Origin of the sequence: Qipengyuania flava (genome assembly GCF_019448255.1) — a bacterium.
Taxonomy (GTDB): Bacteria; Pseudomonadota; Alphaproteobacteria; order Sphingomonadales; family Sphingomonadaceae; genus Qipengyuania; species Qipengyuania flava_A.
Genome location: NZ_CP080410.1, coordinates 707668 through 720436, shown reverse-complemented (window position 1 = coordinate 720436; position 12769 = coordinate 707668). Strand labels below are relative to the sequence as shown.

Sequence of the window (12769 nt, the reverse complement as noted above, 5' to 3'; positions counted from 1 at the left end):
GCGCGGCGAAACGCGCGATAGGCTGACAGGCGGAGGGAGTTGGCCATGCTGTTCGGCGCAGCCGTAGTCACAGCGACGCTGTACCTGGCGCTGCTGTTCTGGATTGCCACGCGGCAAGATCGCCTCGTGGGCGCAGGGCACCGCGAGTCGAAGCAGCGCCGCGATTGGGTCTATGGGCTCAGCCTTGCGGTCTATTGCACCAGCTGGACGTTTTTTGGCGGGGTCGGATCGGCAGCGAGCGCCGGCTGGCATTACCTGCCGATCTACCTTGGCCCCGTTCTCGTTTTCACGATCGGCTTTGGCCTGGTGCGGCGGATCCTCGCGCAGGCAAAAGCGCAGCACTCCACCTCCATCGCCGACTTCCTTTCTGCGCGGTACGGAAAGAGCGCCTCGGTCGCAGCCCTCGTTACCCTTATCGCAACGATCGGATCGCTGCCCTACATGGCGCTGCAGCTTCAATCGGTCGGCAGTTCGCTGCTCGCGCTCGACCCGGACCTGCGCGCAAGCGTGTCGGCAGACGAGCTCGTCTTGCTGGTCGCCGCGAGCATGGCGCTGTTTGCGATCCTGTTCGGGTCCCGCCGCGGCGACCGGGCGGGCGAGAACGCCGGGCTCGTGCTTACAATCGCGGTCGAATCGGTCGTTAAGCTGCTGGCCCTGCTGGCTGTCGCGGCATTTGCACTCGTGCTGCTGGCTGGACTGCCCTCCTCCGGGACCGCTGCAGTCTCGCCCTTCTCGCCAGCTCAATTCGATGCCCGCTTTGCCGTGCTCACTCTGATAGCGGCCTGTGCCGCGCTGTGTCTGCCGCGCCAGTTCCACATGAGCTTTGTCGAAGCGCAGACCGACCGCGCCAGTGCGACCATGCAGTGGGTCTTTCCCGGCTATCTGATCCTTACCTCGCTCGTCATCGTGCCGATCGTGCTCGCCGGCCTCGCCGTCCTGCCGGAAGGCACGCCCGGCGATACGATCGTGATGGCGTTGCCTATCGCCCAGGGCAACGCGGGGCTGGCGCTGTTCGTCTTCATCGGCGGATTTGCCGCTTCGACCGGCATGATCGTTGTCGCCAGTGTCGCATTGTCGACCATGATCACCAACGACCTTGTCTCACCACTGGTCTTCCGCCGCGAGCTCACCGGCGAGGCGGACCGGACCCGGCTCGGGTTGCGGCTGCTGATGATCCGGCGGCTGGTCATCGCCGCCCTCCTGTTCGCCGCTTACCTCTTCTACCTGGGCTTCGGAGCCACTGCGAACCTTGCTGGCCTGGGCACACTTGCCTTTGCCGCCATGGCGCAATTCGCACCCGGGCTGGTCCTCGGCATGATCACGCGACACGGTAACCGCATCGGCATGATCTGCGGGCTGGTGGCCGGTTTTGCCTGCTGGCTCGCCCTCCTCATCGTGCCGCCGCTGACTGGCCTGCCGCCGATTTTCGCGATCCACCCCGACCCGCTCGTCTCTGGTGTCCTGCTGAGCCTCGGCGCGAACGTCTTTGCCTATTGGGGCGGTTCCTCGCTCGGGCGCGAAACGCTGGTTGATGCAGCGCAGGCGGCGGCTTTCGTCGGCACGCCAGCTCCCGGCGCGCGGCCGGCCTTCGCCACTGCCAAACGGATCGCCGACGTCCGCCTGCTGCTCGCCCAGTTCATCGGCAAGCGCCGTGCGGCAGAAGCCATCGGGCCGGAACACCGTGACGGCGAGACTGCCGATCCACAGGTACTTTCCAAAGCCGAGAGGCTGATTGCGGGCGTCGTTGGAACCTCTTCGGCGCGCATGCTGGTGTCGAGCTGGTCGCAAGGCGATCCGGTGCCGCTGGAAGAAGTCGTCGCCATGTTCGACGAGACGAACCGGCGCCTCACTTTCAGCGGCGATCTCCTCCAGCTGGCCATCGAGAACATCGACCAGGGAGTTGCACTGGTCGATGCCGACATGAAGCTGGTTGCGTGGAACACGCCCTACCAGCAGATGTTCGCCCTGCCCGACACGCTGGCCAATGTCGGCACCCCGATCGCCGACCTGATCCGCTACAATCTGGAACAGGGCGGCGTAGCCGAGGCCGAGATCGAGGAGCAGGTCGAGCGGCGACTGGAGCACATGCGCGCTGGCCGCACGCATCGGATGGAGCGCGAACAGCATGATGGGCGGATCATGCGCATCATCGGCAATCCGGCGCCCGGCGGCGGCTATGTGACGAGTTACAGCGACATCACCGCCGACAGGCGCGCGGAGCAGGCGCTCGAGATGAAGGTTGCCGAGCGCACGCAGCAGTTGAGCGAGGCGAACGCGAAGCTGGAGGCGGCGACCCGCTCCAAGACCCGCTTCCTCGCGGCGGCCAGCCACGACCTGATCCAGCCGCTCAACGCCGCGCGCCTGTTTGCCTCCGCGCTCGGCGAGGAAGTGAGCGGTCGGGAGCCGCTCGAGCGCCTGGTGCACGATCTCGACGGCTCGATCACTTCGGCGGACCGGCTGATCCGCGCCTTGCTCGACATCTCGAAGCTTGACGGAGGTGGAATCGAACCGCGGCCCGAACCAGTCGCCCTCGACGAGATATTCGACGAGATCATGCGCGAATTTGCGGTGCAGGCCGAACAGAAGGGACTGGCGCTGCGGCGCGTGCACACCAGCGTGTGGATCCGCACCGACCGCGCCATGCTCGCCAGTGTCGTGCGCAATCTCGTCAGCAACGCCATCCGCTACACGGAAAGCGGCGGCGTGTTGCTCGGTGTGCGCCGCGCGGGCGCCGAGATCGAGCTGTGCGTGTTCGACACCGGACCGGGCATCGCCGAGGACGAGATCGAGCGGCTGTTCGGCGAGTTCCAGCGCGGCCAGACCAGTGACCGCGAGGGCCTGGGTCTGGGTCTTGCGATCGTGCGGCGTATCACCGCGCTTTTGGGGGTGGAGGTCGTCACGCGATCGATCCTGGGCCGTGGCAGCCGCTTTTCCGTTCACCTCCCCGTGCTTCGCTGGGGCGCGCGGGCGCAGCCGGTCCCCACTCGGCAACGCCGCGCTTCGAGCATCGAGAACGCGCGCATCCTGGTGGTCGACAACGACCCGGCCGCGCTCACCGCGACGCGGGTGCTGCTCGAAAAATGGGGCCTCGACGTGACCTGCGCGGCGAGCCTTGCCGAAGCGCTGGCGCGCACCGGCACACCGCCCGATGTTGCAATCATGGATTTCCGGCTCGACGGGGAGGAGCGCGGCGACGGCGTTTACGAAGCGTTGTGCGAGGCCTGGGGCACCCGTCCTCCGGCGCTGCTCCTGACGGCCGAAGCAGGAGAGGAAACCGAGAAGGCGGCAGCGCGCATGGGCGCGAACCGCTTGCTCAAACCCTCGTCCCCGGCAGCGCTGCGCGCACTCATTTCCGATTGCGTGGCGCGCAGCGCTGCAGCGGATCAGCCCGCTGCGGGGTCCGCCACGTCCTGAGCGACGTCGAGCTTTCCGGCCAGCAACACCGCCTGCGTGCGGTTCACTACGCCAAGTTTGCGGAAGATCGCCGTGATATGCGCCTTCACGGTCGCCTCGCTGATGTCGAGCTCGTAGGCGACCTGCTTGTTGAGCAGGCCTTCGCTCAACTGACCCAGAATGCGGCGCTGGGCAGGCGTCAGGCTTGCGATCCGCGCGAGATCGTCATCGGTGGTGCCGTCGCTCTCGGGAAACCAGCCGTCTCCTTCGCGCACGCAGGCGAGCGCCTCGCGCATAAGCTCGAGGCTGGCAGACTTCGGTATGAAGGCCGCCGCGCCTAGCTGGCTGGCCGCATCGTAGACACGCGGCTCCTCGCTTGCCGACACGATGGCGACCGGCAACGCCGGGAAATCCTGGCGGAAGTCCATTAGCGCGCTGAGACCGTGCGAATCCTCCATATGCAGATCGAGCAGCAGCGCCTCGGCGCCGCGTTTGACTTCGGCCCTCGCCTCGGCGGCGCTGGATGCTTCGACAATCTCGGCATCCGGCCACACCTTGCCGACCGCGTGGCTCAGCGCCGTGCGGAAGAGCGGGTGGTCGTCGGCGATGATAATGCGCTCGGCCATATCGTCAACGGTTCTGCCGTCCTTCGATCAACCGATCAACCAGGCTTGGATCGGCAAGCGTCGAAGTATCGCCCAATGAGCCATAGTCGTTCTCCGCGATCTTGCGCAGGATGCGGCGCATGATCTTGCCCGAACGGGTCTTGGGCAGGCCGTCGGTGAACTGGATATGGTCGGGCGAGGCGATCGGCCCGATCTCCTGGCGGACATGGTTTCGCAGAGCCGTGTACAGCTCGTCCGATCCCTCTTCTCCGGCGTTCAGCGTCACATAGCAGTAGATGCCCTGGCCCTTGATATCGTGCGGATAGCCGACCACGGCCGCCTCCGCGACAATCGCATGGCTGACCAGCGCGCTTTCGACCTCGGCCGTTCCCATCCGGTGGCCGGAGACGTTGATGACATCGTCAACCCGGCCCGTAATCCAGTAGTAGCCGTCCTCGTCGCGGCGGCAGCCATCTCCGGTGAAGTACTTGCCCTGGTAGGTGCTGAAATAGGTCTGCTCGAAGCGCTCGTGGTCGCCGTAAACCGTGCGCGCCTGGCCGGGCCAGCTATGCGTGATGCACAGGTTCCCCTCGGTCGCTCCGTCGAGAACCGCGCCCTCGTTATCGACCAATTGAGGGCGGATCCCGAAGAAGGGCATGCCGGCACTGCCGGGCTTCATGTCGTGGGCGGAAGGAAGCGTGGTGATCATCACCCCGCCCGTCTCGGTCTGCCACCAGGTGTCGACGATCGGGCACCGCTTTTCGCCCACGACTTCGAAATACCAGCGCCAGGCTTCCGGGTTGATCGGCTCGCCGACCGTGCCGAGCAGGCGCAGCGACGAGCGATCGTGCCCGGTGACGAAATCATCGCCCTCGCGCATCAGCGCGCGGATGGCCGTGGGCGCGGTGTAGAGGATGTTGACCTTGTGCTTGGCGACAACATCCCAGAAGCGGCCATGGTCGGGATAATTGGGAACGCCCTCGAAGATGACCTGCGTCGCTCCGTTCAAAAGCGGACCGTAAGCGATGTAGCTGTGCCCGGTAATCCATCCGATGTCGGCGGTGCACCAAAACACCTCGCCTTCGCGATAATCGAAGACATAGGAGAACGTGGTCGCCGTCCACACGCCATAGCCGCCGGTCGTGTGCACGACGCCCTTCGGCTTGCCGGTCGATCCGCTGGTGTAAAGGATGAACAGCGGATCTTCCGCCTGCATCGTCTCGCACGGGCAATCCGCATCGCTGGCGACCTCGTGGTACCAGTGATCGCGTCCCTCGGTCATTGCGACGTCGGTACCGGTGTGACGTACCACCAGCATCCCCTTGATCGGCGTCTCGTGGTCGGGCTCGGCGAGCGCGGCGTCGACATTGGCCTTGAGCGGCACCCGCTTGCTCCCGCGAAGCCCCTCGTCGGCGGTGACCACGAAGCGGCTCGCACACCCTTCGATACGCCCCGCAAGCGCCTCGGGTGAGAAGCCGCCGAAGACGACAGAATGGATCGCGCCAAGTCGCGCGCAGGCCAGCATTGCGAGCACGCCTTCGACGATCATCGGCATGTAGATCGTTACCCGGTCGCCCTTGCGGACACCGATGGCCTTCAAGGCGTTCGCCATCTGGACGACCTCGGTCTGGAGCTCGGCGTAGGTCAGGCTGCGCCCCGCGCTGGCCGGATCGTCGGGCTCGAAGATCAGCGCGGTCGCATCCCCGCGTCCGGCCTCGACATGGCGGTCCACCGCGTTGTGGCACAGGTTGAGTGTACCATCGGCAAACCAGGCGATATCGACCGGATCATAGGACCACTCGCCACCTTTGCTCGGCGCGGATACCCAGTCGAGCCGCCCCGCCTGGTCGAGCCAAAAGCCGTCGGGATCCTCGACCGAACGCTGGTAGAGCTTCGCGTAGATTTCCGGCGTGCAATGGGTCTCGCGGGCCGTGTCGATGCGCTGGACGGTGCTGATCATGGGTCGTCTCCCTTTCGCGACTCCAGATAGCAGGGCGACCCCCGTCCGCGCTTTCAGACCAAGGTCTTACGACCATCCGCCCATACCCAAGGCCGGCGCTTGCCACGCATACTCCCGGGAAAAGGACGACGAGGGAGGTTGGAATGGCACAACGAGCAGCAAAGCGGACGGCGAAGGTCCTGCTTCTGGCAGGCACCTGCCTTGCCGCAGCACCGGCATCGGCGCAGGACGGGACGGTCGAGGAGCGGCTCGACCGGCTCGAAGCGCTGGTCATGCAGCTGGTCGACCGGATGGACGCGCAGCAAGGGCAAATGGACTCGCAGCAGGCCGAAACGCTCGCCGCGACGCAGCAGGCGCTGGCCGAAACCCGCGCGCTGCAAACGCGTCAGGCCGAATTGGCCGCACAGATCGACGAGCCCAAGAAGCAGGAAGACAAGGGCTTCCGGGTCGGCAACACCACGATCTCCTACGCCGGCTACGTCAAGTTTGACGCAATCTCGCAGCGGACCAGTGGTGGGCAGGTCGCAGGCGGCAGCATCGTGCGCGACTTCCTCATTCCCGGCGCCATTCCTGTCGGCGGACAGGCCTCGGCCTGGGACACCGATTTCAACGCGCGCCAGTCGCGCCTGATCTTCAAGACCGCAACCGATGTCGGCGCCGAGCATACGCTTAATTCGCAGATCGAGCTTGACTTCATGGTCACGCCGAACGGCGACGAGCGGATTTCCAACAGCTACCAGCCGCGCCTGAGGCAGGCCTTCATCACCTATGACAACTGGCTGTTCGGGCAGGCCTGGTCGACCTTCCAGAACGTCGGCGCGCTGCCCGACAGCCTGGACTTCATCGGCACGACGCCCGGCACGGTTTTCGTGCGCCAGCCGATGATCCGCTATACCAAGGACGGGCTGATGCTGGCCGCCGAGCAGCCCGAAACCACTGTAACCACGCCGACCGGGGCGCGCGTCCTCGGCGGCGACGATACGGTCCCCGACTTCGTGGCCCGCTACAACTGGTCGGGTGACTGGGGCAGCGTGACCGCCGCCGGCATCTTCCGGACGCTGCGCATCACCGACAATGATTTCGGCACCGGCAACGACAGCGCCTTCGGCTATGGCCTCAGCCTGTCCGGCAAGATTGCCGTATCCGAGCGTGACGACTTCCGTTTCATGGGCACGGTGGGCGACGGGCTCGGGCGCTACATCGGGCTCAACATTGTCAACGATGCCGCGCTCGATGCGAGCGGTAATCTCGATCCGATATTCACCTATTCGGGCTTTGCCGCATTCCGTCACATCTGGTCGGACCAGTTCCGCTCGACGCTGGCCGGCTCCTATTTCAAGGCCGACAACCCGGTCGCGCTCACGACCGGCGGCGTGACGGATGAAAGCTGGAACGTGTTTGCAAACCTGATCTACTCGCCGGTGCGTCCGGTCGATATCGGGATCGAGTACATGTACGCCAAGCGCATCCTGGAGAACGGCCTTTCGGGCAATCTCCAGAAGGTACAGGTCTCGGCGAAGTACTCGTTCTAGCCGCCGGTTGCCGCGTCAGCCCTGGCCGACGCGGCGCAGGTGGTAGGAATGATCGCCGAACTGCGCGTCGCAGGCGAGCAGGCGCTTGTGGTAGTGGCTGACGCTCAGCTCGTCGGTCATGCCAACCCCTCCGTGCGTCTGGATGGCGGCTTCGCCCACCGCCTTGCCAAGCTTGCCGGTCTGGCCCTTCAGGATCGCCAGGTCGCGCGGGCCTGCCTGCCCCGATTCCGCCAGCGCGGTTGTATAGATCAGCGTGGCGCGCGCCTTCGTGTAGGCGATCTTCATGTCCGCCAGGCGGTGCGCGACGGCCTGGAAGGTGGCGATCGGCACGCCGAACTGCTTGCGCGTCATCGCGTAGTCGGCCGTGATCGAAACCAGCGCGCCCATGGCGCCAACCGCTTCGGCGCACTGCACGATAACGGCCTTCGCAAGTATCGCGTCCATCGCATCGGCTGCGCCGACAAGCTCTTCGGCAGGCGTGCCATCGAACCGGATATTGGCAGCGCTGCGTCCGTCGACCGTGGTGTATTGGCGCGTATCGCACCCTTTGGTGCCCGCTTCGACGAGGAAGAAACCGAGCGGCCCGCCCTCGCCCTTGCGCGCGACCACGACGATGGCCGCGGCTTCGGCGCCGGCGTGCACCAGGCGCTTTTCGCCGCTTAGCGTGAAGCCGTCGCCCGATGGCGTTGCAACCATGCTGATAAGATCCCGCGCAGCGGTGCCGCGACCCTCTTCATAAGCGAAAGCGACCACGGCCTCGCCCGACATGGCTTTTTCGAGCCAGGCTGCGGCCGCGTCGCCATCGGCCTCGGCCAGGGCGGCTCCGGCCAGAAGGATCGCGCTGGCGTAGGGTTCGACCACGAGGTGCTTGCCGAAGAGTTCGGCAAAGGCGACGCAATCGGTCACCGATCCGCCCAGCCCGCCGCGTTCTTCGCTGAAGGGGAGCGCCAGAAGGCCGAATTCGGCGAACTGTTCCCAGGCGCTGGCCGACCATGGATCGTCCGACCGCACTAGCTTCTGGCGGGTATCGAAATCGTAGCTCTTCTCAAGGAACTTGCCCACGCCGTCGCGGAGCATCTCCTGCTCGTCGGTAAACCGGAAATCCATGCGCCTTAGCTCCCCACCGTCCGCGCGATCAGGTCGCGTTGCACTTCGTTCGAACCGGCGTAGATCGTCGTCGCGCGGCTGTTGAGGTAGAGCGGCATCGAGATGAGGTCGAACTCGCTGCCGAGCGGTTCGACATTCGAACCGACCCTGAGCGCTTCGAGCTGGCGCGCCATGCCGTCGACACCCGAAAGCTCCGCCATCATGGTCGAGGCGCGCTGGACGAGCTCGGAATTCATCGTCTTGTTCATCGACGGGAACGCCGGATCGTTGGCGATCTCGTGCCCGCTGATCGCAAGCTTTTCGAAATGGGCGAGCGAAGCGATATCGGCTTCCAGTTCGCCCATGTCGCGCTGGAACACGGGATCGTCCGCCAGCGTGCCGCCGAAGGGCGAGAGCGTTTCCGCTGCCGCCTGCCGCGCGCGTTCGCAATAGCGCATTAGCGTGGGGCTGGCCGCGTTGCCGCCGCCGCGCTCGTGCTTGAGCAGGTGCTTGGCAACGCTCCAGCCATCGTTTTCCGCGCCGACGCGGCCCGATTGCGGCACGCGGCAATCCTCGAAGAAGACCTCGCACTGCTCGGGGCAGCCATCGAGGCCGATAATCGGGCGAATCTCCATGCCCGGGTAATCGACCCGGTCGAGCAGCAGGAAGGTGATGCCCTGCTGCTTCTTGCCCTCGGTGCTTGTACGGACGAGCAAGAACATGCGGTTCGCGTGATGCGCGTAGGTGGTCCAGATCTTGGACCCGTTGATGATGTAATCATCGCCATCGGGCACGGCGCGGCAGCTGAGCGAGGCGAGGTCGGAACCGGAGTTGGGTTCGGAATAGCCCTGCGCCCAGAAATCGTCGCCGTTGAGGATGCCGGGCAGGTAGCGTTCCTTCTGTTCCTGCGTCCCGATATCGATCAGCAGCGGACCCACCATGCCAAGGCTCTGCGGCAGCAGCGGCGGGAGGTCCGCCTTGCGGTATTCCTCGGCGAAGATGAAGCGCTGCTCCACGCTCCAACCGGTGCCGCCGTATTCTTCCGGCCAGTGGGGCGCGACCCAGCCTTTCTCAAACAGGATCCGGTGCCATTCCTGGCATTCCTTGAACGGGGCAAAGACGCTGGTCGTCTTGCGGCCGGCTTCGCGGATGGCGGGCGTCGGAGCCGTGGCGAAGAATTCGGCCACCTCGGCGCGGAACGCCTCCAGCTCAGGTGCGAAATCGATGTTCATGGTGCGTCGTCTCTCCCTTGGAGGGCGACTATAGAAACGGCCGCTTGCGGGTCAAACGGATTGCGAAACGCAACTTGCCTCGGTGCCCGATCAATGTCTCTAGTGTTGGGTAACAAGAAGCGGGCGGCACAAAGCTGCACCGTTTGCCAATCGACATAGCCCCGGGAGAGGCGAGCACATGATGGAATTCCTGCGCAAGGCGCGGCGCGAGATCAGCTTCGTGAAGGACATTCGCCTTGTCCTGAAGACACTGAAGGAACTCACGCCGGAATCCACCGTGACGATTGCCGACGAAATCGAGGCCAGCGTCGATCGGGAGGGCGCCAAGCCCGCCTTCGTGTTCGAAGGGCAGGACCTCAGCTACGCCGATTTCGACAAGCGGGCGAACCGGATCGCGCACTGGGCGCTCTCGCAAGGGCTTCAGCCGGGCGACACGGTTGCGCTCATGCTGGAAAACTGCCCTGATTACCTTGCGACTTGGTTCGGCCTTTCGAAGGTCGGCGTGGTCAGCGCACTAATCAACACAAACCTTCAGGGCGAAGGGCTCGCACACTGCCTTTCGATCGTCGAAAGCAAGGCCATCATTGCCGGCGGGACGCAGGCCGAGCGGGTTGAAGAGGTCCTGACCGGCCTCACGGGTGACATTGCTCTGTGGGACTTCGACGGCAAGACCGGCCACGCGCTCGAAGAGGCGCTGGCCGCCCAATCGGACACACGCCCGCCGGCAGACGTGCGCGCGGGTCTGGACGGGCGGGCTACGGCGCTGTTCGTCTACACCTCGGGCACGACCGGCCTGCCCAAGGCGGCCCGGATCACCCAGATGCGCCTTCGCGGCATGGCCCGCTTTGCGCTGTTCCTGGGCAAGGTCTCGGCCAGGGACCGGGTGTACAACGCCCTGCCCCTCTACCACTCGACCGGCGGCCTTCTGGGCGCGGGCGGCGCGCTGATCTTCGGCGCAACTACCATCCTGCGCCGCAAGTTCTCCGCCTCGGGCTTCTGGGACGATGTAACGGACAACCGGGCCAACAAGTTCGTCTATATCGGCGAGCTGTGCCGTTACCTGCTCAACGCAAAGCCCCACCCCAAGGAGCGTGCGCACGAGCTGGAAGCGGGCTTTGGCAACGGCATGCGCGGCGAGGTGTGGGTTCCCTTTGTCGAACGCTTCGGCGTGCCGGCCATTCACGAGTTTTACGGCTCGACCGAAGGCAATGTCTCCTTCCTCAATTTCGACGGAACGATCGGCGCGATCGGGCGCATGCCCAAATGGCTGGAGAAGCGCATTCCCATCGCCTTCGTGAAGTTCGACGTCGACAAGGAGGAACCGATCCGCGGTGCGGACGGCTTCTGCATCCGCACCGACGATGACGAGGTGGGTGAAGCGCTGGGCAAGATCGAGGATGGCGGCGCATCGGAGTTTGCCGGCTATCACGACAAGAAGGCGACCGAGGCGAAAATCCTCACCGACGTGTTCGAAAAGGGCGACCGCTGGTTCCGCACTGGCGACCTGCTGCGGCGCGATTCCGATGGCTATGTCTATTTCGTCGACCGGATCGGCGACACCTTCCGCTGGAAGGGCGAGAACGTCGCCACCAATGAAGTCAGCGATGCGGTATCCAAATACGCAGGCGTGGGTCTAGCCAATGTCTACGGTGTCGAAGTCCCGGGCACCGACGGGCGCGCCGGCATGGTGGCGCTGACCGTGGACGACAGCTTCAAGGTGGATGGCCTTGCGACTCACCTGCACGATCATCTGCCGCCTTACGCTGTGCCGCTATTCCTGCGCGTCCAGTCCGAAGCCGATACGACCGGGACAATGAAGTTTCGCAAGGTCGATCTGGTCAAGGAAGGCTTCAATACTTCCCAGATCAGCGATCCGGTGTGGTTCCTCGATCCCGAGGCCGGGACCTACGTCCCGCTCGAGAAGAACCAGCTGGAGCGCCTCAACGCGGGCAGCTACCGCCTGTAGCGCCCGCTCAGGCGACGAGGTCGGCCAGCCCGCTCTCCTCCAGGAGCTCGCGTACTTCTGCCTTCGCATCGTCGGACAAGTCGGCGAACCGCTGGCGCAGGGCCTGCAGGCATTTCACTTGGTAGCCGAAGGTACCCTGTTCATAGGGCAGCCCGTCCACCTCCATGCGGAAGGTCTTCTCCCCAGCCTCGGCAGCGCGCGCGTTGGCAAGCAGGAACGGCGCATAGACCCGCCCCGCTTCTGCCAGCAGCGCGCGGACTACGGGCGGGTAGCCCGATTCCCATTCGCCCTCCACACCCGAACAATCGTCCACATGGGAAAGCCAGCGGTAGGTGTAGGGGAAATCCGCACGCATCATCGCCTGTGCGGTCGGATCGACGCCGAGCTGCGAGAGCTGGCCAAAAATGCCGAACTCGGCAAGCGAGGGCCGCGTGCCGAACAGCCAGTAGCGCGTGGTCACATGCTGTTCGAGCGCTACGAGGGCGCGCCGCGTGGAGGCTTCGATCAGGGCGAAGTTTTCGCGCGTGCAGCCGACCAGCGCCATGCGCCCGACCTGCCGTTCGCGAAAGGTGGAGGCAAAGCGGTCGATGGCGTCCAGCCCCCCACCCTGGAACAGGTCGAAGGCGAGCCAGCGGCTCATCTGCTCCTGGTCGATATCCTCCAGCCAGCGATAGCCGAACATGGCCTTCGTCAGCCATTCGTCGGCGAAATCTTCCAGCAGGTGCGCGATGAAGGCCTGCGCGGGGTCGGCGGGCACGATTGATCGGTCGCCATGCCGTTCCTCCAGGTCGTAGATCAGCGGCGTGGAATCGTTGGCGAAGGCCCCGTCAGGGTATTCGAGAACCGGGATCACCGGCGCCTTCACATGCTCAAGTGCCGCGCGCGAGCTGGCGCCGACCGACCAGACATGCGGGATCCGGCGATACCGCAGGATAGCCCGCATCTTCATCGAATAGGGAGAGGCCAGCGCCCCGTGGAGAGTGTACACCATGCGT

General features: G+C 65.0%; 8 protein-coding genes. 3 read left to right on the top strand and 5 right to left on the bottom strand.

Features of this window, described 5'->3' with window-relative positions; genetic code table 11:
• The first annotated feature begins 45 nt into the window (after positions 1–45).
• Positions 46–3414, top strand: a complete 3369-nt coding sequence (locus tag KUV82_RS03565) for a hybrid sensor histidine kinase/response regulator (protein WP_219955525.1) — start codon at positions 46–48, stop codon at positions 3412–3414.
• Here the strand turns inward: KUV82_RS03565 and KUV82_RS03560 are convergent.
• Together KUV82_RS03560 and acs are read right to left on the bottom strand one after the other, a co-directional pair.
• Positions 3384–4019, bottom strand: a complete 636-nt coding sequence (locus KUV82_RS03560; protein WP_219955524.1) for a response regulator transcription factor — start codon at positions 4017–4019, stop codon at positions 3384–3386. The genes KUV82_RS03565 and KUV82_RS03560 overlap by 31 nt on opposite strands.
• 4 nt (positions 4020–4023) lie before the next feature.
• A complete protein-coding gene (gene acs / locus KUV82_RS03555; protein WP_219955523.1) occupies positions 4024–5958 on the bottom strand; it encodes an acetate--CoA ligase in 1935 nt (644 codons plus the stop codon).
• A 143-nt stretch (positions 5959–6101) separates the two neighbouring features.
• On the opposite strand from acs, the gene KUV82_RS03550 reads away from it, so the two are divergent.
• Positions 6102–7490 (top strand): DcaP family trimeric outer membrane transporter, encoded by a 1389-nt coding sequence (locus KUV82_RS03550; protein WP_219955522.1) that lies wholly within the window; start codon positions 6102–6104, stop codon positions 7488–7490.
• Positions 7491–7505: 15 nt separating this feature from the next.
• On the opposite strand, the gene KUV82_RS03545 is transcribed toward KUV82_RS03550, so the two are convergent.
• On the bottom strand, positions 7506–8597 hold the full coding sequence (locus tag KUV82_RS03545) for an acyl-CoA dehydrogenase family protein (RefSeq protein WP_219955521.1): 1092 nt from the start codon (positions 8595–8597) through the stop codon (positions 7506–7508).
• Between the two features lie 5 nt (positions 8598–8602).
• Positions 8603–9808, bottom strand: coding sequence for an acyl-CoA dehydrogenase family protein (locus tag KUV82_RS03540; protein ID WP_219955520.1), 1206 nt, complete (start codon positions 9806–9808; stop codon positions 8603–8605).
• Positions 9809–9986: 178 nt separating this feature from the next.
• On the opposite strand from KUV82_RS03540, the gene KUV82_RS03535 reads away from it, so the two are divergent.
• A complete protein-coding gene (locus KUV82_RS03535; protein ID WP_219955519.1) occupies positions 9987–11774 on the top strand; it encodes a long-chain-acyl-CoA synthetase in 1788 nt (595 codons plus the stop codon).
• Between the two features lie 7 nt (positions 11775–11781).
• On the opposite strand, the gene KUV82_RS03530 is transcribed toward KUV82_RS03535, so the two are convergent.
• Positions 11782–12765: a glutathione S-transferase family protein gene (locus KUV82_RS03530; protein ID WP_219955518.1), complete on the bottom strand. Its 984-nt coding sequence runs from the start codon at positions 12763–12765 to the stop codon at positions 11782–11784.
• Between the last annotated feature and the right edge of the window lie 4 nt (positions 12766–12769).

Excerpts from the sequence above, each read along its gene's own strand:
- KUV82_RS03530 (WP_219955518.1), bottom strand. The coding sequence starts at position 12,765 with ATGGTGTACACTCTCCACGGGGCGCTGGCCTCTCCCTATTCGATGAAG.
- KUV82_RS03545 (WP_219955521.1), bottom strand. The coding sequence starts at position 8,597 with ATGGATTTCCGGTTTACCGACGAGCAGGAGATGCTCCGCGACGGCGTG.
- KUV82_RS03550 (WP_219955522.1), top strand. The coding sequence starts at position 6,102 with ATGGCACAACGAGCAGCAAAGCGGACGGCGAAGGTCCTGCTTCTGGCA.
- KUV82_RS03540 (WP_219955520.1), bottom strand. The coding sequence starts at position 9,808 with ATGAACATCGATTTCGCACCTGAGCTGGAGGCGTTCCGCGCCGAGGTG.
- KUV82_RS03535 (WP_219955519.1), top strand. The coding sequence starts at position 9,987 with ATGATGGAATTCCTGCGCAAGGCGCGGCGCGAGATCAGCTTCGTGAAG.
- acs (WP_219955523.1), bottom strand. The coding sequence starts at position 5,958 with ATGATCAGCACCGTCCAGCGCATCGACACGGCCCGCGAGACCCATTGC.
- KUV82_RS03565 (WP_219955525.1), top strand. The coding sequence starts at position 46 with ATGCTGTTCGGCGCAGCCGTAGTCACAGCGACGCTGTACCTGGCGCTG.
- KUV82_RS03560 (WP_219955524.1), bottom strand. The coding sequence starts at position 4,019 with ATGGCCGAGCGCATTATCATCGCCGACGACCACCCGCTCTTCCGCACG.